A 23,648-nucleotide genomic window follows, 5' to 3' on the forward strand; every position below is an offset into this window, starting at 1 on the left:
TGGATTTACTATTACCATATATTCAACTAGATGTAAAATATAAAAATTCTTGTAAAGATAAATTTTTTGCTGGAATTTTGATGCGAAATCTCTGGAAAAGTATAAAAAAAGTTGACAGTATAAAACAAGTGAAATATAATAAAAATAGAGATGTTGGAGGAAAGGTTAATGTGCTACTCGGATAAGAGCATTCCTGTGCAGAGGTTAATGCTCTTTTTTGTTTTGACCAATTTCAATCTTGAATTCCAAATGAAAATTCTTGCGATTTAAAATTAGGGCGACGATTGTTAAAAGCACTGATGTAAATATAGCCATAATCTTTACTATATCCACCTCGCCCCACCCCCTTTTTGCCCTTAACCTCCAACATCTCACGAATATAGGGAGTGGTGCTCTTTCCGATCATTAACCTTAATGATATTATAACATATATAATTATTTCGTTACAACAAAAAAGTGCGCACTGTGGCACACAATAATTAGCTAAATCTTCTTTTTAATCTCGACAATACATCTGACATTGCTGCCAAATCGCTGCCAACTTCTTTTACCTTTCCTCTATTTTGACTTATGATGTCTTTAAGCTTTGACAAAATCTTATCGTTTTCCGTCCTCAATTCTTCTATCTGTCTTAGTATCTCATCATCTGACGGCAATGGGATTTCTGTCACATTTACTTCATCAGACTCAAAGTCATACGTATCGTACTTTGATGGAATGACAGTTTCAATGTTAAACACATCCTTTATCTTCTCTGAAAGTACCTTTTGGGCACTATCTTCGCCGTGAACAATAAATACTTTTTTAGGCTTTTTCTTAAATGACGATATCCAATCCATAATGCCTTTTTGATCGGCGTGCCCAGAGAAACTTTCTATGTTTTGGATCTCTGCGTTGACTGTTATTTCCTCTCCAAATATATTTACAGTCTTTTCACCTTCCAATATTCTCCTACCAAGAGTCCCTTTAGCCTGATAGCCAACAAATACTATTGTGCTGTCAGACCTCCAAAGATTGTGCTTTAAATGATGTTTTATGCGACCGGCCTCACACATACCACTGGCTGAAATTATGATAACAGGTTCTTTAAGGTCATTAAGCGCCTTTGACTCTTCTGTCGAATGAGTGAAATGCAAATTTGGAAAATCCAGTGGATAATCGCCATTTTCCACATAGCTTCTGGCTTCGTCATCAAAATAATCAAGATGTTTTCTAAATACATCTGTGACTGACGTAGCAAGAGGGCTATCTACGTACACAGGCACTTTGCTTATGTACTCTATCTCATTTTTGTAAAGTTCTTCATCTTTATGTATCTCATATAACAGCTCTTGTGTCCTTCCTACGGCAAACGATGGTATTATCACATTACCTCCTCTTGATATGGTCTTTTTTATTATCTCCATAAGCTTTTTGGCTTTGTCGCCTACGTCTTCATGCAGCCTATCACCGTATGTAGATTCACACACAAGATAGTCCGCTTCGTCTATTATTGTAGGATCTCTCAAAATCGGTATATTTTTGTTTCCCAAATCCCCCGAAAAAACTACCTTCGTCTCTTTTCCACCTTCTTTTACCCAAATTTCCAATATAGATGAACCCAGCATGTGTCCTGCATCATTGAACTTTACTTTTACATCTTCTGATGGCTCTATTATCTCATCATAATTGACACCGCAAAAAAGCTGCATTGCTGCTTTTCCGTCGTCAGCAGTGTAAAGCGGCATTCTAAGCGTTTTTCCTGCCCTCTTTCTTTTCCTATTCTTCCACTCATTTTCAATCTGCTGTATATGTCCACTGTCCTGCAGCATGTATTCACAAAGATCTACAGTGCCTTTAGTTGCGTATATCTTTTTTCTATATCCTCTTTTAAAAAGAAGGGGAATCCTTCCGCTGTGATCTATATGAGCGTGTGTCAAAAGCATGAAATCAATGTCTTTAATATCAAATGCAAACTCTTGATAATTGTACTCATCTTCTATTTCGCTTCCTTGAAACATGCCACAATCTATCAGAAATTTTGATTTTTCAGTCTCCACAAGATAGCAAGAACCTGTTACTTCCTTTGCGGCACCTAAAAAAGTGATCTTCATCATATCTCTCCTCTCGCAATTGATAAAAATATTCAAGATTTTATCAATAGTCTTAATAATATTATACTATAATTAATAAAAAAAGCGAGGAAAGACTTAAATCTTTCATCTCGCTTTTACAATCCAGGATACGAAAACACTTCAGATATGACAAGTGTAACAGCGCCTATGGCTCTTTCCAGCATTCCAAGCTTAGAGATCTCAATAGCAACATCATTGTACCTTGATACAAGACATTTCTCTTTTACGTACTCTTTGACAGCGTCTATCAACATATCACCAATAGCAGATAATGTATTGCCTATAAGCACCAAATCCGGGTTAAATGTATTAACTATATTTACAATTCCAACGCTTAAATTTTTAGAAATTTCGTTTATCGCATCGATAGCAAGTGGGCTTCCCAGCTCCGCATAGCCTGCAATATCATTTATATCAAGAGAATCAATGTTTTCACTGTCTATAAAGTCATCTTTCTGTCCTGCTTCAAGCCTTTCTTTTATAAATTGAAAAAGTGACTTTTCAGATGCATAGTTTTCCCAGCATCCTCTGTTTCCACAACTGCACATGTGGTCATTTATATCAATCGTCATGTGCCCCATCTCACCTGCTAATCCGCTGGAACCCCTGTAAAGCTCATTATTGATTATGATTCCTGTACCTATGCCGATGCCTGCACTGACGTAGACAAAATTTTTAGCGTTTCTGCCTCCTCCAAACCACTTCTCACCAATAGCGCCCGTATTAGCCTCATTGTCGATGTACACTTTTAAATCGAATCTCTCTTCCACCATCTTTTTAAGCTCCACGTTTTCCCAATTTAAGTTTGGAGCTTTTAACACAACGCCTCTTTTATAATCTGTAATGCCAGGTACACCGATACCTATACCTAATATTCCCTTCACCGTATTTGGTGAATTTTTTATAGCCTCATCTATAAGTTCCAGCATCTTAGATATGACATCTTCCTTGCTTTCACCGATCTTTAAATTTATCCGCTTTTGCCACAATATGTTTGCAAGTATGTCTGTCAAAATGACGAGGATGTAATTTACATCAAGATCTACGCCAATGACGCAACCAGCCAGGCTATTTATCATAAGCATTATTGGTTTTCTGCCGCCTTTTGACTCGCCAGGTCCTTCTTCCTCTACAAAGCCTTCTTTTATAAGCTCATCAACTAAAGAAGAAACTGTCGATTTATTAAGCCCTGTAATATTTGCCAAGTCAGCTCTCGATATTATGCCTTTTTTGCGGATAGTGTTTAAAACGATAGATTTATTAATTTGTTTTATCAGCAACTGATCACCTGTTATCATTTAATCACCTTGCAATACTTCGTTTTCACCAGCATATTATACCATATCAAAATGTGCTTACTCAATGATATGACCTTAACATAATAATCGAAAAACACGTATAAAAGTTTAACAATTTGACGAATCTTTACTATCTTTATTCTTCTTTAGCAATTCCACAATATATGCTCCAATAGTAATTATCTCCCATCTTGCAACGGGAGATGATTTAACCTATTATTTTAATAATCTACTTGTTAGTCTTAAGTGAAACCTTATAATTTCAACTTCCCAATTTCTTCAAAAGCACCTTTAAGTCTCGAATACAAGCTTACGTAGATTGGATACAGCTTGTTGTACTTTTCGACGTTTTCTTGGATTGGGTATACGCTGTCTGTAACTTTTATTAGACTGTCGCAGGCATCATCTACATTTTTGTAAAGGCCATATCCTACAGATGCCATTATGGCTGCACCAAATGAAGGTCCTTCTGTAGCATTTATCATGTCGATCCTTACATTGAATATGTCGGCAAGTATTTGCCTCCAAAGCCTGCTTTTAGCGCCACCACCACTTACCCTGGCTTCATTTACAGGAATATTTAAAGCCTTTATAAGTTCCAGCGAATCCTTAAGCCCAAATGCTACACCTTCTAATATAGATCTCGTCATGTGGCTTCTATTGTGAGTAATGGTTAAACCTACAAAGCTGCCTCTTGCATAAGGATCGCTGTAGGGCGTCCTCTCACCCATAAGGTACGGCAAGAATAATAGCCCATCACTGCCTGGCTTTACCTTTTCTGCTTCTTCTAAGAGTGCATCAAATGTCATAACATCAGTCTTGTAATTATTTACATCATCTACCCACCATTTAAGACAAGATGCAGCTGAAAGCATTACACCCATCACATGCCATTTGCCATTTGCATGACAGAACGAGTGAAGTCTAAGCTCATCATCTGCTGCGTACTCATCCTGTGATGCAAAAACGACGCCTGAAGTACCCAATGCGATGGACACTATACCACTTTTTACTGTGCCAGTGCCGACAGCACCACTGGCTTGGTCACCACCACCGCCTACGACGATAGTACCTTCATGAAGCCCTGTCAGATCTGCTGCCTCTTTGGTGACATGCCCTGTGACATCTGTTGATTCATAGCACTTAGGAAGGGCTTTTTCCGGTATTTCAAATATGTCTATCATTTCCTTTGACCATCTTCTATTCTCCACATCGAAAAGAAGTGTACCTGATGCATCTGAAACTTCTGTAGCGTACTCACCCGTCAATTTAAACCTTATATAGTCTTTTGGCAAAAGGATATGGGCGATTCTTTCGTATACATCTGGAAGGTGTTTCTTTACCCACAATATCTTTGGTGCGGTAAAGCCTGTCAAGGCTTTATTTCCCGTGTACTTCAAAAGACCTTCTTTCCCTATTTTCTCTGTGATGTAGTCGCATTCTTCCTGTGTCCTTTGATCGCACCAAAGTATGGCTGGTGTTAAAACGTTATTGTCTTTGTCGAGAAGAACCAGTCCATGCATCTGTCCGCTTAAGCCGATGCCTTTTATGTCATCACCTTTTACGCCGCTTTTTGCAATAATCTCTTTTATTCCATCCCTCGTGCCATTCCACCAGTCTTCTGGATTTTGCTCGGCCCAGCCTGGCTCTGGATAGTACACAGGATATTCTTTTGAAACACTTGATACCACATTGCCGATTTCATTCATCAATATTATTTTAACTGACGATGTTCCTAAATCTATCCCTAAAAAATACATACATTTACCTCCATGATATTTGTTAAGGGCAGCTTTAATGAAGCATGAAGCTGCCCTCATGTTTCATTATTCTGCAAACAAATACTGATTTAGGATTGACTCTAATAGCTCTTGTCTTCCTGATTTGTTGACAATCTGGCTGCGCTCTAATGCATACTTTTCAAGACTTCTAAAATCAGCTTTCCCACTTACAATATCTGCACCTATGCCATCTTTGTAGCTTGCATATCTTTCTTCGATGAACTTGTCAAATACCCTATCTTTTACAAGCTTGTAAGCCACTTTGAAGCCTTTTGCAAAAGCATCCATTCCTGCTATGTGACCCAAGAAAAGATCTTCTGGCTCAAATGAAGCACGTCTTACTTTCGCATCGAAGTTGAGTCCGCCTTTGTCAAATCCACCCATCTTTATAACTTCATACATAGCAAGTGTTGTCATGCGTATATCTGTAGGGAACTGATCTGTATCCCATCCTAATAGCATATCACCCGTATTTGCGTCAATCGATCCTAATACACCGTTTATTCTGGCGTATCTTAGCTCATGCTGGAAATCATGGAATGCTAATGTTGCATGATTTGCTTCGATATTAACTTTGAAATATTTGTCAAGATCGTATTTTCTCAAGAATGCCAATACATTTGCCACGTCAAAGTCGTATTGATGCTTTGTAGGCTCCTTTGGCTTCGGCTCAATCAAGAACTGGCCTTCAAAGCCGATTTCCTTTGCATAATCAACAGCCATGTGCAAAAATCTTGCAAAATTATCAAGCTCAAACTCCATATCTGTATTGAGAAGTGTCTCATATCCTTCTCTTCCACCCCAGAATACGTAGTTTTCGCCACCAAGCTCCTTAGTAATCTCAAGTGCTTTTTTGACTTGCGCTGCAGAATATGCGAAAACATCGGCATTGCAAGACGTTGATGCACCATGCACAAATCTTGGATTGGAGAAAAGATTCGCAGTACCCCACAAAACTTTCGTCTTGCTGGTCTTCAAGTAATCCTTTATCATAGCAACTATTGTATCTAAATTTTTGTTCGTCTCTCTAAGAGTGTCTCCTTCAGGGGCAATATCTCTATCATGGAAGCAGAAATACGGTGCATTTATCTTATCAAAAAACTCAAATGCTGCCTCTACCCTTGCTTTAGCTATGTCCATAGGATCTGTATAGTGATTCCATGGCCTTTGCATGGTAGCTTTGCCAAATTGATCTGTTCCATCAGCAGTAAAAGTGTGCCAATAAGCTATAGAAAAGCGAAGATGCTCCTCCATCGTCTTACCATCGATTACTTCCTCAGGATTGTAAAATTTAAAAGAATAAGGATTGTTTGATTTTGGTCCTTCATATTTTATTTTAGATACGTTCTCAAAATATTTATTCATAAAGCTTCCTCCTTCTATTCGTTTGTCTGTCCAACAAACATTATATATTATATATTCTACACAAATTTAAAAAATCCTTCTTTAAAATAAAAAAATTTTAAAAAAAATAACCGCTCTGGTATATAACCAAAAGCGGCTTGAACTTTAAAGCCGTCACCTTCTTTTTCAAATTGTAAGTGATACTTCTGCGCCATCCCTTATCGCCTCTACTGCTGTTGCTACTTCTTTACAGTCGCCTATAAAAATCATATTGTCGCTTATGCATTTTTTAAATATTTCATCAGGAGTATTGCCTATCGCAATCACCACATCGTCTGCCTCAACTTCCTTGCCATTATTGTATACAATTTTTCCATTGTTTATCACATCTACTTTTGCGTTTGTTATGATTCTTACACCGAGATTTCTCAATCTTTCCATCAAAAGCTTCTTATTCATGAGGTATATGTCTTTGCCTACTTCATCAAGCTCTTCTAATACTGTAACAGTTTTACCCATTGTTGCAAGGTATTCTGCCGTCTCCAAACCTGTCAAACCACCGCCTATTACAGCTATTTTCATCCCTTTTGGCATTTTGCCACTTAAAACATCTATGCCTTTATAAGGTACTACATCAGTTTTAATCGTCAATTCCTTTGGAATTGAGCCTGTTGCAATTATTACTTTGTCATAATTCATATTTTTTAGTTCATCGCACGTAACTTCTCGATTTAGATTGACTTTTACGCCGTATTTTTTTAAATCAGCTTCAAGATAATCTACTACTTTTCCTATTTCAGACTTATGCGGAGGAACTTTTGCCACTTTCAACTGTCCTCCCAATGCATCTGACTTCTCAAATAGCTCCACATTGTGCCCTTTTTTTGCCAAGTACAAAGCAGCAGACATACCAGCAGGACCACCGCCTATCACAGCCACATTAAGCTTATTCTCTGCAGTCACATCAAATTCTTTTTCTCTGCCTACCGTAGGATTCATCATGCATGATACAGGAAGCCCTTTTTGTATATACGCAATACATGCTTGATTACAATGGATACAGTATTTTATCTCATCAGCTTTTCCATTGATATATTTAGAGACACAGTCAGGATCTCCTATAAGGCCTCTTGCAATGCCTATAAAGTCAGCATAGCCATCTCTTACGATTGCTTCCCAATCATCTGCATCACCCAGTTTATCAGCAGCAATGACAGGAATCGAAACACTATCTCTTATTTTCTTTGCGTAGTCTATGATTGGTTTATCATCTATTCCCATTGGTGATATGTGGTACTCTGACGTAGAACCAACACCAGACGAAACGTTTATTGCATCTGTTCCGTGTTCTTCCAAAAGGCGAGAAAGTTTTACACTTTCTTCTATGTCAAATCCGCCATCTGTATAGTCGCTTCCATTTATACGGCATATTACAGCAATATTTGGCACTTCACTTTTCACACTCTTTAATATCTCCAATGCAAATCTGGCCCTTCCATAGAAATTTCCGCCGTACTCATCATTTCTTGTATTTACATTTGGCGATAAGAATTGATTTACAAACCATCCATGTGCAAAATGAAGCTCAACTGCATCAAATCCTGCTTCCTTTGCTCTTTTTGCAGCATTCACAAAGTCCTTCACAAACCCTTTTATGTCTTCGACAGAAAAATCTGATGGCTTGTATTTAGGGTTATGCATAGCAATCTGCACCGCAGCTTTTGCGCCGTTGACATGAATAACATCTGCTAATTTTTTAAGTCCCTCAATCTTATCATCGTCGTCTATGCCCAACTGGTTTTTAAAAAACTTGCCAAACTTATTTACATATGATGCCTCGACTATCACTAAAGCCACATCTTTTGACCTTCTGTCGTAATATCCTATCTCTTTTTCACTGACAAATCCATCGTTTGATAAATTTGTGACAGTTGGTAACATTACAAATCTGTTTTTCAATCTTACATTTCCTATTTTACCTTCATTTAAAATCATGATAATGCACTTCCTTTTGTTTTTAATGAAAACCATCATTGTTATTTCTTAAACTTATTGTAATGCTTGTTTTTATATAAGTAAAATAATATAATATTATAAAATATATAAGTTATTGCTTATGATTGGTGATTTATATGAATTTTAGAGAATTGAATATATTTTTGTCTGTATGTGAGTATGGCAGCATGTCTGAAGCTGCAAAACACCTTTACATGACACAACCAGCTATAAGTCAGGCAATTTCCGAGCTGGAAGAAGAGTACAACGTGAAGCTTTTTGATAGAATAGGCAAAAAGCTTGTCTTGACACATGCAGGCGAAATTTTAAGAGATTATGGAAAAAAAATCAATCTATTGCTATTTGAAACTAAAAACACGTTACAGGATATATCTGATAGCAGGTCAGGAAAGCTTAAGCTTGGTGCCAGCAGGACTTATGGTACATATCTGCTGCCTAAAATGATAGGCAATTTTTTGAAATTATATACAAATGTAGAATTGCCATTTTGCATTAACAATACAGCGGAAATAGTAAATATGATACTAAACAGCGAAATAGATCTTGGAATAGTAGAAGGTCCAATACACTCCGATAGCATCGAAAGTAGACATTTATTAGATGATGAGTTGTACCTTATTTGTTCAAAAAAACATCATTGGACAAAAAAGAAGATCATCCAGATGGATGATCTGTCAAAAGCTGATTTTATAATGAGGGAAGCTGGCAGCGGCACGAGAGAAGTATTTGAAAACACTATGAAATCAAACAACATAGAATACAACATTAAGTTGGAGTTAAACAGCATCGAGGCAATAAAAAAGGCAGTCGAAGCAAACTTAGGGGTTTCAGTAATATCAAAGCTGGCTTTAAATGAAGAATTAAAAAGTTCAAAGCTTATAAAAATAGAAATAGAAGGAATCAAATTTACGAGAAAATTCAATATCATATACCACAAAGACAAATACCTGTCAGAGCTCCACAAGAAGTTTATAGATTTCCTTTGCAGTGTAAAATGAAGCATGTTATTTTAAAAGAAAACCGTAATATGTCATGACGTAGTCTTTTATCCTATCTGCAATCGCCTTGTGACCCTCCTCATTTGGATGTATTCCATCTTCACATAAAAGCTTTCTGTAATCAGGTCTATCTAAAAACGCACTTCTCACATCTATTATCTTTGTATTAGTGCTTGATGCTATGCTCAATATGGCAGAATTGTACCTTTCCTGCCACCAGTATATCTTTGTGACGCTTCCAAGCCATGTCAATATGTTTTTGGCTGATTCCTTATTGCCTTTACTAATCCAGTTGAAATACTTGTCAGCATCCAATGGAGGAAGTGTAAGCAAAACCGGAGCTATATTGGCATTTTTAAGTGAATCTATGAGTTCTTTTAATGTCTCTTTAAACACATTGAAATCAGTATTTGGCAGATGGTCTTTGTAAGGATTTTTGGCTACTTCATCCCAATTAAAGTCACAATCATTTCCGCCAAATTCCAACAATACAATATCGGGTTTTACATTGCGTAGCTCTTTTTTTAGCCTGTCTTTGCCTCTCAGTATTGTACTGCCAAACTTCGATATGTTTTCAACAGTTCCTTTTAAATATCCATTTAGAATATTTGCATAAGAATCCTTCAAAACCACATATTTATTTCTAATCTTGTCAAGAACCACACCTTTAGATATAGAATCCCCACACACAAGAAAATTGTAATTTTCTTTTATGTTTAACATCTCCATCATTTAGCCTCCCTAACCTTTTATTCTATTATACCACAAATTAACATATTTATTAACAAAAAATGCCGAAATATTCGGCATCATTCTAATTTCAATATTACATTATTATCATTTTTGTAGATTATATAATTTGCGTTGATACCCAGTATGTCGCCGCTTCCAGTTATGGTTTTACCTGTATTTACGTCAATCAAATCTTTACCGTCAAAAGTGACAGTCAAGGCATTGTCCTTCGGCAGTATATACACCTGATTTGGGTCAATTGCATGATTTAGCTTTATGTGACTCCAGTTTTTGAAGCTTTTATCAATTGTACCGTAGTAAATTTCCACAACTTTATTGTCGCTGTCTAATTTACCTACGTACACATTGTCATTGCTGTCAGTGCCAATAAGTGAGAAGCCGCCACTCAAAAATGTGTATCCACTGCCATTTTTGATGACTCTTATTATGCCGTTTGATGACTCGTATAAAAGAACATCTTTTCTTTGAAGCTCGTACATTCTTGTAATCCTCTTAACTGGCAGTCTAAAGTTTGTAATCTGTCCCATTATATCTATACGGTACAGATAGCTATACCCATTGGCATCAACCACATTTATATAGATCATGTTTGTAAGAGGCGACAATGTGACATTTTCTATATGACTGTTTCTTGGAGCATATATAAGCTTGTCTATCTTTATCTTGTTGTTTATATCAAGATCATAGGCTTCAAGCTGTATCGCTTCACTGCCGCGGCTATACGTCTTATAAAAATATATGATTCTGTTTCTATCATTAAGCCATGTGTAATACTGTATATAATTGCTGGCCGCGATTACCTTCTTTATGCCTTGGGTCTTAGTGTCAACGACTATTATCTGATGGTTTAAAAGATATGAAACATAACTTCCGTCGTAAGATGCCTCAACACTTTCTCCGTCGCTGGGCACTGGGACTTTCATTGTTTTCTTCATCGCGTTTGTATCTGACTCAGTATTGACTTTTTGTATGTGAAACGTAGTTGTAGTAGATAGATATACATTATTTATATAGAAAAGCACTCCCATCTCTATTATCAATGGAAACACTATCCATGTAAAAATTCTTCTTATAGCTTTCATAATACCTCCATCTTATTTTGCATAAAATATTGTAGGAACCATTCTCTCGCCTAAAGGATTTGACGGATTGTTTATGACTTTCCCTTTGTAGTACATGGTCGTTGAAGATCCTCCGTCAAGATTTGTGGCATTTACGGCACCGTAATCAAGCATTATATTTTGTACATCCTTTAATGTAGCTCCAACGCTGGATATTGCTCTACCGTCTATGACTAAAAATATAACTGTGCCATCGGCCTTCTGTCCTATTGCAGTCCTTGGAGCGATACCCCATCCACCATCGCCAGTCTTTATCATAGGTTTCCCATTGACTACGAGGGCAGGGCCAAAGCTTACAGCTTCTTTTATGTTTAAATTCTTTATCTCGTCCAACGTGTATTTTCCCACCAAAAGTTTGCCGTCTGTTGTAAATCCCGCAAGGTCTATTTTACCGTCTTTACTGTAGGCATTGTTGTATATGAGCTTTCCATTGTGTATTATTATTCCGCCTGGCGTTCCTCCACTTCCAGTCCATGCACCATCAACGTATCCAATAAAGCCTCCAGCGTTTATTGCAGCTATAGCACCATTTTCTTTCGCTATCTCACTTACTGTCTCCCCTTCTTTAGGAAGCTTGCTTGATATGCCTACTTCAACTCTCGTAGGATCGTGTATTAAAATCACCTTTCCTTTGAATCTGCTGCTGCTTATGTCGTTCACTTCAATCGTCGTGTCGTGGTTGTTTTTGAAATTCAATAGACTACTTTTGCTGCTGTCTGTAGATATATTTGTCATTTCCTTCATTATAGCGTCAATTTTGCTTTGTGGCAAAAATAATGTGGCAATGTACTTATGGCTAAATGTAGTCATAGCTGTCGCTACCAAAGTATTTCTGATATTTGTAAAAGGACCGTAAAATATTGACATCGGTATAACTATGACAGCCAAAAATACTTGAAATATTACATAAGCTATTATCTTTTTCATACAATTTCTCTCTCCCATTTTAACACCTTATAATTTTACACATATTCTATTATACAAGAAAATTATTAATATTTTATTAAAAAAATCGCAAATATATAAAAAAATATATCCTGAATAGCTATTTTTATAGCATAATCAGGATATATTTACATATATTGGGTTATTTTGCAAGATTGTACATGATTATTAGACATTTTTCTACGCAATTTTACTTTTCGCCACAAATATTTAAGATCTCATTATACAATTTTTTGTCGATGTAGAATCCCTTTCGTATCATATCGTCTACAACTGGCTTTACTCTTTTTATGATTCCTTTTTCCTTTGCCTTTACCAAAATCCCCAGCGTGCCACTTACAACAAGTCCTAAGCTTTTTAAAAGCTGTCTTGCAAGGTAATCATCAATAATACACAAATCAGCATTAATCTCTTTAGCCAAAATCATCACTTCTTCATATACACCATAAGGGATATATACATTCTCGTAAAGCTGTTTTAAAAGATCCATTCGGCCTATATTTCGAAGAATTATAATCGGTGTAGAGTTTAAAACAACTTTACGCATTTCTTATATCCTCCGCAAGTTCTTCTCCACCAACGTAAGAAAAAATGCTTATATTAAAACCAGATAAATACTTTATGAAATCTTCCTCACTTACACCAGCAAGTCCAGCACATTGACCTAATGAAAGCTTTTTCTCTTGATAATATCTAACTGCTAAAGTTTTTTTCATCTCATCTATAAGCTCTTCTCCACTTTTTCCAAGACTTAATAATATTTCTTCAGGAATTTCTATTTTCTCTGTAAACTTCATAAAATCACCTTCTGCTTTAAACCTTATGATTATATTATATCACATATATCTTGAGTTAGCGGAAACATAATGAAAAAATAAAGATATAAAAAAATATATCCTGAATAGCTATTTTTATAGCATAACCAGGATATATTTACTTGTATTAGGTTATTTTGCAAGATTGTATATGTTTATTATGTCTTCTTTCGTAAGTTTAACAAATTGTCCGACGGTTGCCGTCCCATTTGACGTGCATTTGTCAGCCATCTCCTCAAACCTGTCATAAGGTATATTAGCCTCCTTCAGTGTGACAGGAAGATCAATGTTTCTAAAGAAATCCTCAAGTCTTTTTATACCTTCCAGCGCTATCGCTTCTCTGTCGGTAAATGTCAAGTCTACATCCCAAACCTTAACGGCAAACTGGACAAATCTATCCAAGTCGTGTTTATACACGTATTTCATCCATGCTGGGAATATTATAGCAAGTCCTGCGCCGTGTGCTATATCGTAGATTGCGCTTAGTTCATGCTCAATCCTGTGTGATGCCCAATCGCCGATTCTTCCCGTATCCAACAGTCCATTGTGTGCAATAGTGCCTGCCCACATCACTTCAGCTCTCGCATCATAATCCTCGGGATTTTCAATAAGCCTTGGAACATTGTTTATCATGGTCTTAAGCGTGGCTTCACAAAGCCTATCTGTAAGGTCTACATTGCGGACATTTGTAAAGTACCTTTCCATTATATGAGCCATTATATCCGCTGCACCTGCAGCCGTCTGATACTGAGGAAGCGTGTACAAAAGCTCTGGATTCATTATGGCAAATTGAGGCCTTATGAGATCAGAGTGTATACCCTTCTTGTACCAACCATCTTCATTTGTTATGACTGCACTGTCGCTGGCTTCGCTTCCTGTTGCAGCCAATGTCAATATTACACCTAATGGCAATGCCTTTTCAATCTCAGCTTTGCCTACAAAGAAATCCCATACATCGCCATCATAAAGTGCACCAACAGCGATAGCCTTTGCAGTGTCTATCGCACTGCCTCCACCTACAGCCAATATGAAGTCAATACCGTTTTCTTTGCAAATCTTTATCCCTTCATAAACCAAGCTAAGCCTTGGATTTGGTTTTACTCCTGATAATTCTATGTAATCCACGTCATTGTCTTTTAGTGATTTTACGACTTTGTCGTAAAGACCTGTCTTTTTTATGCTGCCACTGCCATAGACAAACAATACTTTTTTTGAATACCTTTTTGTCTCATCACCTACTCTATTTTCAGTTCCTTTGCCAAAGATGATCTTTGTCGGACAAACAAAATCAAAATTGTTCATAAAATCACACCCTCTTTTTAATGGTTCTTTTGAAATAATTATACCACTGGTTTTTCAAAAAACATATTTTGATAGTACACTATGATAGCATTCGATATGTAACAATTAATATACAACTTCATATATTAGTTTTAGAACATGATTATATTTAATCGTGCTCTAAATATTCCAAACGAGGTGGTTGTTTTGCCAACTATTCAAATTAACCCTACTGACGATGCTTATATATCACAGTATTTTCCTACTCAAAATTTCGGCAATTCTATTTCACTATTTACTGGCGAATATTTAAGGTTTGGAAATATGCCGGATGCTTACAGAACTCTATTAAAGTTTGACTTGTCGGGAGCTATACCATCTGGCAATGTGATGACAGATGCTAAACTGTATCTTTATGTAAACAGAAAAGATATGCCTGACAGCGTACTGTATCCACAGAATATTACAATCTATGAAAACTTAAATGACTTCAGTCAATCGACAGTAACTTGGAATACGGCACCTTTTACAATCATAACCCCATACACTTTCACTGTTACCGACAGCATGGTAGGAAGCTATATAGGAATTGATATAACAAATTTAGCGTATAAATGGGTTTTAACACCACCTTTAAACTTTGGCATAACCATAAGAGGAATAGAAAATGTAGTTGACACTATAATAGGGTATGAATCAACTAACAATGTAAACAAACCATATCTTGAAATAACCTATGAACCATGTCCTGTATGTCCTACTGGTCCGACTGGTCCTACTGGCGCAGGAATAGCAGCTTACGGATATATTTACAACACAACTGGTAACACCGTCATTCTTGGTGGAGATGTAACATTTGACAGCAATGGACCATTAGTAGGCATCTCTCACACAACAGGAACCGCACCTATAACATTTGTCATAGGAGGAACCTATAGAATTGGCTATACTACGACAGCTTCAGTGGCTGTTTTGAACTCGATGGTGTTGACATTAAACGGCACTCCATTACCTCAAACACAGTACTCCACAATCATCAACGCAACAGAATTAGTAGGTGAAGCTATAATAACTGTATCTGCTGGAGACGTCTTGACTTTGAGAAATACAGGCGTCGCCTTGACTTTAGCTTCTGGAGTCGTAAATGCTTCTATCACATTGCTAAAGCTTGACTAATATTAAAAAACATCTAAGGGTTTGGTTTTGCCAACCCTTAGATGTAAATTTATTGAAATCAGATAAGGGGGGGGGATAACATATGTGCCAAAGTATAACTATAAGTCTGTGCATGATAGTAAAAAATGAAGAACTAACATTGGATAGATGCTTAACATCCATAAAAGATGCCGTAGATGAAATAGTCATAGTTGATACAGGCTCTACTGACTCTACGAAAAACATTGCAAAGAAATATACTGATAAAATATTTGATTTTAAGTGGATAGACGATTTTAGCGCAGCAAGAAATTTTTCATTTAGCAAAGCGACAATGGATTATATATTATGGCTTGATGCAGATGATTATGTGGAACCAGGCGATTTAGAAAAGCTTATAGATCTTAAAAACAATTTTGACGCATCTATCGACTCAGTGACGATGAAATACGTCTTGACTAAAACATCAAATGGCAGTCCATCTTTTGTAAGCATTAGAAATCGCCTTATAAAAAGAGCAAAAAACTTCAAATGGATTGGCGCAGTGCATGAATACCTTGAGGTCTACGGAAAAATTTACGATAGCGATATACAAATTATGCATGGTAAAGTAAAAAATACATCGAATAGAAACATTGAAATTTACGAAAAAATGATTGAAAGCAAAAAAGACTTTTCACCAAGAGACATGTTTTACTATGCAAATGAATTAGCCGAGCACAAAAGATATACTGAAGCCATCCAATACTACAACATGTTTATAGACTCCAAGAAAGGATGGATGGAAGATATACTGTATTCTCTCGGAAAGCTTGCTGATTGCTATGAAGCTTTAGGAGACTTAGACAAAAGGGATGAAGTGCTTTTTAAATCTTTTGAATACGACGTGCCAAGGCCTGAATTCTGTTGCAGATTAGGATATAAATTTTTACAAGAAAACAAGATAAAGCAATCTATTTTCTGGTATGAGCTTGCGACAAAAGTCGAAAAACCTAATCAAGGCTTTGTAAATATAGCATGTTCAACATGGCTTCCACATATTCAGTTGTGCATATGCTATTACAGATTAGGTGACATAGAAAAATCATATATGCATAATGAAGAAGCGAGAAAGTATGACCCAAACAATCCTATGGTACTTCAAAACAAAGCATTTTTGGAAAGCATATTATAAAAAGAACAGGTCTTTTTACTTACCTGTTCTTTTGTACTTTACTCTATTTTAAACATCTTAAGTGACTCCATAAGCTCTTTTGCATACCCTTTAAGCTCGTTTGCCGTACTTGAAAGCTCCTCGATTATAGCTGTTTGCTCTTGTGATGATGCCGAAATCTCCTCGGTTGACGCCGCAGTCTCCTCAGATACAGCAGCTATATCTTGCACAGCATCAACGATCTTGTTCTTATTAGCCTCTATCTCTTTTAAAGAGTCGTTCAGGCTGTTTATCATATCTGTCACAAACTTCAAGGCTTGTATTATGCCTTCAAATATCTCTTTCGTGTTATTGACGGAATTGCTTTGCTCCATGACGATATTATTGGCATTTTCCACCGTTGCAACTGTTTCATTTACATCATTTTGTATCTCAGATATAAGCTCTGATATGCTTTTAGCAGCAAGGCTTGACTCATCAGCCAATTTTCTCACTTCGTCAGCAACAACAGCAAAGCCTTTTCCAGCCTCTCCCGCCCTTGCAGCTTCTATGGCTGCATTTAAAGACAGCAAATTGGTCTGATCCGCTATTTGCCTTATTGTATCCACTATCTTTCCTATCTGGTTTGACTTATCTCTTAAGAAAAGTGTAGACTCTCTTACTTTGTTGTTAGATTCAATGCTTTGCTGCGTCTTCGCTAAAAGGCTTTCAATTATCTCATTGCTGCTTTCCGAAATCATGTTTATGTTTGTGACTTCGTCCAAAATATTGTTAGAGTCGTTCATAGCTGTATCTATAAGCTTTCCAAGCTCCAGTGTTGCTTTAGCACTGCTTTGAGCGCTTTCAGCCTGATTCGATGAGCCCTCAGCTATCTGCTCTATTGCCCTGGCCACATCCTGCATTGTGGACGAAACTTGCTCTGATGATGATGCAATGTTATTGGAAATGTTGTTTACAGATTCAGCAACATTTTTTATCTTCATGACCAATGATCGTATTCCTTCAATCATGTCATTGTAGCTTTTTGAAAGCAGTCCTACTTCATCTCTTGATTTTATATCAGTGCTAAGCACAAGCTCACCTTTTGACGCTTTTTCCATCGTCTTTGATATTTTCCTGATGCCGCCTGTCAAAGTAGAAATAAATATAAATGCCAGCAGCAAACCAAATATGAGACAGATAATCATCACTGTTATCATTGTATTCTTTATTGAGTTTGTATCAGCATTTAACTCCTGAATAGTTGTCGTTACAACGCCGATCCATCCAAATTCGTTTAGCTTTTTGACGCTGGCAAACTTCAATTGGTTATTAAAAGTATACTCAATCGTCTTATTGTTAAGTGACAAAAGCTGTTTGCCAAAGCTGTACTTCGTCATTTTTGTAAACATCTCAGTTTTGTCTGGATGTGATATTACAGTACCATCGCTTGTCATAAGGTAAAAGTATCCTGTATTTCCTATCTTTATGCTGCTTATGGCATCAGAAAGCTTTGATAGGTCTATGTCTATTCCAACAACGCCTGCTAAGTTTTGATTTTCATCAAATATGGCTTTTGACATGGTTATCTCGGGTTTGCCAGACAGGATGTCCTTGTAAGGCTCAGTAGAAGCAATAGCACCTCCTGCATCTAAAGCAGCCTGATACCAAGGCCTTTTAGTGAGATCTACGCCGCTAACATCTTGAACAGGGTAAATGATGGTCTTACCGTCTTTAGCTGTAAAATACGCGTTCAATATGATCGAATTGTTGTCTTCTACACCTTTTAATTTATCCAACAAACTGCTTGAATCGCCTGTTTTTATGTAGTTTTTAAGGTCGCTGGAATTGGCAATATCATTAAGTGAAATCTCCGCATTTTGCTTCACCATTCCAACGTAATTGTCAAGCACTGAAAGAGCCGCTTGATTTGATTTGTCTATTCTGCTTTTTAAAATTGTCTGCGCTTCATTTACAGAAAAATAGCCTGTAATAAGAAGCGGTACGACGATAAACAGGGTAACCAATGAGAAAATTTTGAACCTTATACTTTTCACTGCCTTATCACCTCATGTATTAATTTTGCTCATAAATTGTTTATCGGCTATTTTAACAATAATCTTAAGCGTTTTTTGTATTTTTTCTCATATCAATTCCATAAATGCCGCCATGCTGCCGGTTGCACCCTTATCCCTTCTGTAGGAGTAAAACTCATAAGCATTGCAAGATGTGCAAAGGCCTGACAAAGTTATGTTCTCATCTTTTATCCCACAATTTATAAGCTCATAGTAGTTTGTCATCTCAAGATTTAACATCCACTTTCCATCGCCTTTGTCTAACAATACATCACCTATGTTGATATTTAATTTTGATATCTTGTCTGCCACATCTTTCCCTACCTCATAGCAGCAAACACCTATAGCTGGACCTATAGCTGCGAGTATGTCTTTTTTATGAGAGCCAAAAGCATTTACCATTGTTTCAACAGTCTTAGGACCAATCTCTTTCGCCGTACCTCTCCATCCAGCATGCGCTAATGCTATAATGTTTTTTACAGGATCTAAGAAATAAAGAGGTGTGCAGTCAGCATAAAATGTCACAATTGGTATGCCTCTTTCATTGGTCATCAAAGCATCTGCATTTTTTATATCACTTATGCCAAAGTTTTTACCTTTGTCGCTTTCATTTACAATCTTTATTCCATCTGAATGGATTTGATTTGAAAAAACCATATCGCTGTAATTGATATTTGCAACATGGCATATACGATTAAAATTTTCGTACACGCTTTCTGTATCATCGTACCTTGTAAGGCTCAAGTTAAGAGAACTGTAGGGCCCACCACTTACACCACCTATTCTTGTGGAAAAAAGATGTTTTACTTTTCCTGTATTTTCAAATGCGGGTATCGTGTAAAAGACAACGCCATCAATTTCATTTCTTTTAAATCCTCTATTCACTTTAATCAAACCTTTCTATATTATTATTGTATAAAAAAAGGACATCACTGTCCTTAGTTCAACTTGTCTTTTTCTTTTTCTCTTCTTTTTTATTTATGTACTTGTCAGAAAACTTGATCATTGAAAGCATTATTAAAAAAAGCAATGCTACCGTCAGCACCCCTGCAACCGGTATAATTATAATATACTTTTCCATCATTGACCTCTCCCTTTTTAACCTTATACATACATTATACTATAATCGTATACAAATTTGTTTACTTTTTTAAAAAAAATAATGCAGAAAATCTGCATTATTTAAGTTCTACAAGCTCATAATCTGTAGTACCCATTCCAAGCTCTTCACCATATTTAAATTGTATATCTCCTCTCGTCTCAGGATGAACAGCGGCAAATTTGTCATCACCTTCATTAAGCCCTCTGCCTAAATCTCCTAATGCAGAATGTGGATTTCCTGCTTGTCTATTTACAAGGTCAAAGCTGGCCTTGTCTATGGCAACAGGGTCAAATGATGCCAGTATTCCTATATCCTGTACAATAGGCGCATCGCTCCACGGTGTGCAATCACACAATGGCGTCACATTCATTACAAAGTTCATAAAGGCTATTTTGCCTTTTTTATTCATATAGGCTCCATAGGCGTACTCCGTCATTCTCTCCACAAACTCATCCATGTCTGTGCCCCACTGCGGATTTATGGCGTCGTACTGGCACATTGTGATGCATTCTCCACATCCGATGCATTTTTCAGGATCTATGTAAGCTTTGCCATCTACCAGTGATATGGCATCTTCCGGACAATTTTTGATACATGTCTGACAGGCAGTGCATTTTTTGCCTACTTTTGGGCTTACGGTAGAGTGCTGCTGCTGTTTGCCTGCTCTTGTAGCACACCCCATAGCAAGATTTTTTATGGCACCACCAAATCCAGCAATCTCATGTGCCTTAAAATGCGAAAGCACGATCATGGAATTGGCATTGACTATGTTAGACGATATTTTTACCGTCTTAAAGTGCTTCTTGTTTATCTCTACTTCATCCGCATCTTTGCTTAATAAGCCATCTGCTATTATCAAGGGTGCATTGACAACGGCATAAGCGAAACCATTTTCTATGGCTGTAATCAAATGGTCTACGGCATTCGCGCGGCTTCCCTTATAAAGTGTATTCGAATCAGTCAAAAACGGTTTGCCGCCGTTGGCCTTAACCTTGTCTACCACTTGTCTTACAAAGATGGGATTTATGTATGCGTTATTTCCTCTTTCTCCAAAATGCAGTTTTATTGCAACCAAATCGTCTTTCTTAAAAATGCTTTTAAATCCTGCTACGTCAAAAAGCCTTGATACTTTTGATGTAATACTTCCTGATGGCTTTAAAGACCTCATATTGTAATAGTATACCTTTGATTTCATCGAAATCACTCCTTTAATCACCAGCTAATTTTCCCTTTAACATTTTTGCACCTTTTTTTACATAACCCAATATAGAATTGTCCGATAGCATTATAATCGCAATGTAGACGATAGAACCCACAAAAATTGCAGTTACTAATGATACAGCTTCGTAAATTTTTGTATCTGGCAAATGTCTCATGACAAGATTGAATGTCAAATATGCAAATCCTCCCATTATAGCAGAGCCTATAACTGCTTTTAAAAAGGAGGCTAAAATTTCATATCCACCGATAATGCCTATCTTCCTCTTCAAGGAATACATAAGCATCAACGATGTTAAAGTTGCTGCAACGGACGTAGACAATGCAAGTCCTCCTAATGCAAGATACCTTACGATGATTAGATTAAGTCCTATATTTACTAAAACGGCAATTGCACCATTTACCATCGGCGTCTTGGTATCTTTTAAAGAATAAAAGCCTCTGCTTAGGACATTTCTAAGCCCATTGGCTGTCATGCCTAAACTTAAAAACATGAAAGCAATAGAAGTAAGATAAGTTGATCTTTCGTTAAAGGCTCCTCTCTCAAACAAGATCCTTATGATCGGGTACCTAAATATTATGGCACCTACTGTTACTGGAATCATGATGTAGAGTATCGCTTTAACTGCCATCTTTATGCCTTTTTTAAACTCATCTATGTTGTTAGCCGCAAAGTGCTTTGAAAGCATCGGATATATTACAATTGCGATTGCCATTGAAAATATGTCAAAGCCTATGAGCCTATTTGCATAGTTTAGAGCTGCAATGCTGCCTGATGGCAAATATGACGCTATCATCCTGTCAACGTAGGTGTTTATAACTTGTATTGATGTTCCAACGAGAACAGGCATTGCCAATATGATTACTCTTTTTACCCCTTCATCTTTCAAATCCAGCACAAATCTGTACCTGAAGCCAAACTTATAAAGGACCGGAAGCTGCATAATCACCTGAATGATAGACCCTGCCACAGTTGCTACAGCTACACCATATATACCGTATTTAGCTCCGTATAAAAGTGCTACACCTATTATGATGATGTTGTACGGTATGCCTATCATTGCAGGTACAGAAAAATGGTCAAGTGATTGCAAAACACCTGTTATGATATTTGACACTAACACAAATACCATCACAGGCATCAAAATCATCGTAAGCTTCAATGTAGCGTGGTAGACATCACCTTTAAATCCCGGTGCCATTATTTTGACTAAAATCGGCGCCATCACTATGCCTACTGACGCAAAGATAACTGTCAATAGAATCAAAGCATTTAAAAGGTTGTTTATAAAGTCAAAAGCCTTATCCTTTCCTTTCTTTGCAAGGTATTCAGAAAAAAGGGGTATGACTGTAGTGCCGATAGATGCCGCAATCGCAGCAAACAAAACCATCGGTATGTTCTGAGCCATGTTATAAGCATCTACGTATTTTGTGGTGCCAAACTTTGATCCTATGACTACCTCTCTCAAAAAACCAGTTATTTTGCTTATCAATGTTATAACCATCACAAGTCCTGCAGCTTCAGCAGTTTTCTTTACTGTTGACATTTAACGCACCTTCAATTTAATTTTTCTCCACCAGCATAAACGATATCTCAGCTTCGGCTGCCAAGTCACCATCTACCGTCGCAACGCCTTTCGCCTTTATGAGATTCAATTTTGACGAGATTATCTCAACTTCAATCTTTAACTGATCTCCAGGCCCTACTACTCTTTTGAATTTGCACTTATTGATGCCTGTAAAAAGCCCTATCATGTTATTATTGTCTTTCCCGTGCATAACGGTTATTCCACCAAGCTGCGCCATAGCCTCTACAATAAGTACACCCGGCATAATGGGATTCCCCGGAAAATGCCCTTGAAAAAAAGGTTCATTTGCAGAGACGTTTTTTATGCCTACGGCTTTCTTACCATCTTCAATCTCCAACACTTTATCAATCATCAAAAACGGATACCTGTGGGGTATGACCTCCCTGATCTCTTTATTATCTATCATCTAATCCACTCCTACTTTTGCTTTTTACTATGATTATACCATATAGGATGAAAATATGAAAATTGCGCAACTAAAAATGTTATTTTGATGCGCTTTTTACCTGCTATAATTATAAATATATGTTATAATTGTATTTGAGGTAGCCTGTAGCAGGGTGCGGTTGCCACTCTCCTTAAAAGGAGGTGGTTGCTATGATGAATACATACGAGACATTGTCTTTGATGATAATGTTCGGAATGTTAATTATAGCGATTCTCGGCTTTAAAAGAGAAAAATAACCGCCCTGCTAGCACCAGTGCGGTTATGGTTTAAACCTTAACTTATCTGGGCAACCGCATTTTGCGGACGGTTACCTCTTTATCTATATTATATCACATTCTTTGAAAAAATAAACAAAAAAATAAAAGAGACAGAGATTTCGCATCAAAATTCCAGCAAAAAATTTATCTCTACAAGAATTTTTATATTTTACATCTAGTTGAATATATGGTAATAGTAAATCCAT

The 23,648-nt window shown here is 36.9% G+C and carries 23 protein-coding genes; 5 read left to right on the top strand and 18 right to left on the bottom strand.

Annotated features, from left to right (window positions below; translation table 11 throughout):
- Window positions 1-185 (top strand): hypothetical protein (locus HNR52_RS10085; protein WP_435620524.1); only part of this gene is annotated, 185 nt, incomplete at its 5' end.
- A 19-nt stretch (window positions 186-204) separates the two neighbouring features.
- Here the strand turns inward: HNR52_RS10085 and HNR52_RS10090 are convergent.
- The 6 genes from HNR52_RS10090 to HNR52_RS10115 all read right to left on the bottom strand — a co-directional run bounded on the left by HNR52_RS10090 (window position 205) and on the right by HNR52_RS10115 (window position 8,532).
- Window positions 205-333 (bottom strand): hypothetical protein, encoded by a 129-nt coding sequence (locus tag HNR52_RS10090; RefSeq protein ID WP_435620525.1) that lies wholly within the window; start codon window positions 331-333, stop codon window positions 205-207.
- 146 nt (window positions 334-479) lie between these two features.
- Complete coding sequence (locus tag HNR52_RS10095) at window positions 480-2,093, bottom strand: MBL fold metallo-hydrolase RNA specificity domain-containing protein (RefSeq protein WP_435620537.1); 1,614 nt, start codon at window positions 2,091-2,093, stop codon at window positions 480-482.
- A gap of 116 nt (window positions 2,094-2,209) precedes the next feature.
- Window positions 2,210-3,412 carry an ROK family transcriptional regulator gene (locus HNR52_RS10100; protein ID WP_013788883.1) on the bottom strand — a complete coding sequence of 401 codons (1,203 nt, stop codon included), beginning with the start codon at window positions 3,410-3,412 and terminating at the stop codon, window positions 2,210-2,212.
- A gap of 254 nt (window positions 3,413-3,666) precedes the next feature.
- The gene (xylB, locus tag HNR52_RS10105) at window positions 3,667-5,172 is read right to left on the bottom strand and encodes a xylulokinase (protein WP_435620526.1); all 1,506 of its coding nucleotides are present in this window, start codon (window positions 5,170-5,172) and stop codon (window positions 3,667-3,669) included.
- A gap of 66 nt (window positions 5,173-5,238) precedes the next feature.
- Window positions 5,239-6,558 carry a xylose isomerase gene (gene xylA / locus HNR52_RS10110; protein WP_435620527.1) on the bottom strand — a complete coding sequence of 440 codons (1,320 nt, stop codon included), beginning with the start codon at window positions 6,556-6,558 and terminating at the stop codon, window positions 5,239-5,241.
- A gap of 165 nt (window positions 6,559-6,723) precedes the next feature.
- Entirely contained in the window at window positions 6,724-8,532 is a 1,809-nt protein-coding gene (locus HNR52_RS10115; RefSeq protein WP_435620528.1) for an NAD(P)/FAD-dependent oxidoreductase, read from the bottom strand.
- A 137-nt stretch (window positions 8,533-8,669) separates the two neighbouring features.
- On the opposite strand from HNR52_RS10115, the gene HNR52_RS10120 reads away from it, so the two are divergent.
- Window positions 8,670-9,551, top strand: coding sequence for a selenium metabolism-associated LysR family transcriptional regulator (locus HNR52_RS10120; protein ID WP_435620529.1), 882 nt, complete (start codon window positions 8,670-8,672; stop codon window positions 9,549-9,551).
- A 6-nt stretch (window positions 9,552-9,557) separates the two neighbouring features.
- Here the strand turns inward: HNR52_RS10120 and HNR52_RS10125 are convergent, their stop codons facing one another.
- From HNR52_RS10125 to HNR52_RS10150, 6 genes are all read right to left on the bottom strand, one after another.
- Window positions 9,558-10,280: an SGNH/GDSL hydrolase family protein gene (locus HNR52_RS10125; RefSeq protein WP_435620530.1), complete on the bottom strand. Its 723-nt coding sequence runs from the start codon at window positions 10,278-10,280 to the stop codon at window positions 9,558-9,560.
- An 80-nt stretch (window positions 10,281-10,360) separates the two neighbouring features.
- Entirely contained in the window at window positions 10,361-11,386 is a 1,026-nt protein-coding gene (locus HNR52_RS10130) for a hypothetical protein (protein ID WP_013788889.1), read from the bottom strand.
- 12 nt (window positions 11,387-11,398) lie between these two features.
- Entirely contained in the window at window positions 11,399-12,352 is a 954-nt protein-coding gene (locus tag HNR52_RS10135; RefSeq protein ID WP_041592134.1) for a phosphodiester glycosidase family protein, read from the bottom strand.
- A gap of 208 nt (window positions 12,353-12,560) precedes the next feature.
- Window positions 12,561-12,917: a PIN domain-containing protein gene (locus HNR52_RS10140; RefSeq protein ID WP_435620531.1), complete on the bottom strand. Its 357-nt coding sequence runs from the start codon at window positions 12,915-12,917 to the stop codon at window positions 12,561-12,563.
- A complete protein-coding gene (locus tag HNR52_RS10145; RefSeq protein ID WP_085113086.1) occupies window positions 12,910-13,167 on the bottom strand; it encodes a UPF0175 family protein in 258 nt (85 codons plus the stop codon). Before HNR52_RS10145 ends, HNR52_RS10140 begins: the two co-directional genes overlap by 8 nt.
- A gap of 150 nt (window positions 13,168-13,317) precedes the next feature.
- On the bottom strand, window positions 13,318-14,487 hold the full coding sequence (locus tag HNR52_RS10150) for an iron-containing alcohol dehydrogenase (protein WP_435620532.1): 1,170 nt from the start codon (window positions 14,485-14,487) through the stop codon (window positions 13,318-13,320).
- Between the two features lie 177 nt (window positions 14,488-14,664).
- Between HNR52_RS10150 and HNR52_RS10155 the strand changes: the two genes are divergently transcribed.
- Window positions 14,665-15,642: a DNRLRE domain-containing protein gene (locus tag HNR52_RS10155; RefSeq protein WP_435620538.1), complete on the top strand. Its 978-nt coding sequence runs from the start codon at window positions 14,665-14,667 to the stop codon at window positions 15,640-15,642.
- Window positions 15,643-15,724: 82 nt separating this feature from the next.
- On the top strand, window positions 15,725-16,795 hold the full coding sequence (locus tag HNR52_RS10160; protein WP_435620533.1) for a tetratricopeptide repeat-containing glycosyltransferase family 2 protein: 1,071 nt from the start codon (window positions 15,725-15,727) through the stop codon (window positions 16,793-16,795).
- A 38-nt stretch (window positions 16,796-16,833) separates the two neighbouring features.
- Here the strand turns inward: HNR52_RS10160 and HNR52_RS10165 are convergent, their stop codons facing one another.
- The 6 genes from HNR52_RS10165 to fabZ form a co-directional block, all read right to left on the bottom strand.
- The gene (locus tag HNR52_RS10165) at window positions 16,834-18,810 is read right to left on the bottom strand and encodes a methyl-accepting chemotaxis protein (protein WP_435620534.1); all 1,977 of its coding nucleotides are present in this window, start codon (window positions 18,808-18,810) and stop codon (window positions 16,834-16,836) included.
- A gap of 87 nt (window positions 18,811-18,897) precedes the next feature.
- On the bottom strand, window positions 18,898-19,713 hold the full coding sequence (gene pgeF, locus HNR52_RS10170; protein WP_435620535.1) for a peptidoglycan editing factor PgeF: 816 nt from the start codon (window positions 19,711-19,713) through the stop codon (window positions 18,898-18,900).
- A gap of 58 nt (window positions 19,714-19,771) precedes the next feature.
- Window positions 19,772-19,909 (bottom strand): hypothetical protein, encoded by a 138-nt coding sequence (locus tag HNR52_RS10175; protein WP_200866668.1) that lies wholly within the window; start codon window positions 19,907-19,909, stop codon window positions 19,772-19,774.
- A 97-nt stretch (window positions 19,910-20,006) separates the two neighbouring features.
- Window positions 20,007-21,125 carry a DUF362 domain-containing protein gene (locus tag HNR52_RS10180; protein WP_013788899.1) on the bottom strand — a complete coding sequence of 373 codons (1,119 nt, stop codon included), beginning with the start codon at window positions 21,123-21,125 and terminating at the stop codon, window positions 20,007-20,009.
- A 13-nt stretch (window positions 21,126-21,138) separates the two neighbouring features.
- Window positions 21,139-22,695 carry a murein biosynthesis integral membrane protein MurJ gene (murJ, locus tag HNR52_RS10185; protein ID WP_435620536.1) on the bottom strand — a complete coding sequence of 519 codons (1,557 nt, stop codon included), beginning with the start codon at window positions 22,693-22,695 and terminating at the stop codon, window positions 21,139-21,141.
- 16 nt (window positions 22,696-22,711) lie between these two features.
- The gene (gene fabZ, locus HNR52_RS10190) at window positions 22,712-23,140 is read right to left on the bottom strand and encodes a 3-hydroxyacyl-ACP dehydratase FabZ (protein WP_195890961.1); all 429 of its coding nucleotides are present in this window, start codon (window positions 23,138-23,140) and stop codon (window positions 22,712-22,714) included.
- A gap of 197 nt (window positions 23,141-23,337) precedes the next feature.
- Between fabZ and HNR52_RS10195 the strand changes: the two genes are divergently transcribed.
- On the top strand, window positions 23,338-23,421 hold the full coding sequence (locus HNR52_RS10195) for a putative holin-like toxin (protein ID WP_432416176.1): 84 nt from the start codon (window positions 23,338-23,340) through the stop codon (window positions 23,419-23,421).
- Window positions 23,422-23,648 lie beyond the last annotated feature (227 nt).

Source organism: Thermoanaerobacterium thermosulfurigenes (genome assembly GCF_051201035.1).
Lineage (GTDB): Bacteria > Bacillota > Thermoanaerobacteria > Thermoanaerobacterales > Thermoanaerobacteraceae > Thermoanaerobacterium > Thermoanaerobacterium thermosulfurigenes.

What these genes read in the sequence shown, in the direction of transcription:
- HNR52_RS10095 (WP_435620537.1), bottom strand. Translation starts at nt 2,093, where the DNA reads ATGAAGATCACTTTTTTAGGTGCCGCAAAGGAAGTAACAGGTTCTTGC.
- murJ (WP_435620536.1), bottom strand. Translation starts at nt 22,695, where the DNA reads ATGTCAACAGTAAAGAAAACTGCTGAAGCTGCAGGACTTGTGATGGTT.
- HNR52_RS10115 (WP_435620528.1), bottom strand. Translation starts at nt 8,532, where the DNA reads ATGATTTTAAATGAAGGTAAAATAGGAAATGTAAGATTGAAAAACAGA.
- HNR52_RS10120 (WP_435620529.1), top strand. Translation starts at nt 8,670, where the DNA reads ATGAATTTTAGAGAATTGAATATATTTTTGTCTGTATGTGAGTATGGC.
- HNR52_RS10130 (WP_013788889.1), bottom strand. Translation starts at nt 11,386, where the DNA reads ATGAAAGCTATAAGAAGAATTTTTACATGGATAGTGTTTCCATTGATA.
- HNR52_RS10175 (WP_200866668.1), bottom strand. Translation starts at nt 19,909, where the DNA reads ATGGAAAAGTATATTATAATTATACCGGTTGCAGGGGTGCTGACGGTA.
- HNR52_RS10160 (WP_435620533.1), top strand. Translation starts at nt 15,725, where the DNA reads ATGTGCCAAAGTATAACTATAAGTCTGTGCATGATAGTAAAAAATGAA.
- HNR52_RS10195 (WP_432416176.1), top strand. Translation starts at nt 23,338, where the DNA reads ATGAATACATACGAGACATTGTCTTTGATGATAATGTTCGGAATGTTA.
- HNR52_RS10140 (WP_435620531.1), bottom strand. Translation starts at nt 12,917, where the DNA reads ATGCGTAAAGTTGTTTTAAACTCTACACCGATTATAATTCTTCGAAAT.
- HNR52_RS10100 (WP_013788883.1), bottom strand. Translation starts at nt 3,412, where the DNA reads ATGATAACAGGTGATCAGTTGCTGATAAAACAAATTAATAAATCTATC.
- HNR52_RS10125 (WP_435620530.1), bottom strand. Translation starts at nt 10,280, where the DNA reads ATGGAGATGTTAAACATAAAAGAAAATTACAATTTTCTTGTGTGTGGG.
- HNR52_RS10145 (WP_085113086.1), bottom strand. Translation starts at nt 13,167, where the DNA reads ATGAAGTTTACAGAGAAAATAGAAATTCCTGAAGAAATATTATTAAGT.
- xylB (WP_435620526.1), bottom strand. Translation starts at nt 5,172, where the DNA reads ATGTATTTTTTAGGGATAGATTTAGGAACATCGTCAGTTAAAATAATA.
- HNR52_RS10150 (WP_435620532.1), bottom strand. Translation starts at nt 14,487, where the DNA reads ATGAACAATTTTGATTTTGTTTGTCCGACAAAGATCATCTTTGGCAAA.
- HNR52_RS10180 (WP_013788899.1), bottom strand. Translation starts at nt 21,125, where the DNA reads ATGAAATCAAAGGTATACTATTACAATATGAGGTCTTTAAAGCCATCA.
- HNR52_RS10135 (WP_041592134.1), bottom strand. Translation starts at nt 12,352, where the DNA reads ATGAAAAAGATAATAGCTTATGTAATATTTCAAGTATTTTTGGCTGTC.
- xylA (WP_435620527.1), bottom strand. Translation starts at nt 6,558, where the DNA reads ATGAATAAATATTTTGAGAACGTATCTAAAATAAAATATGAAGGACCA.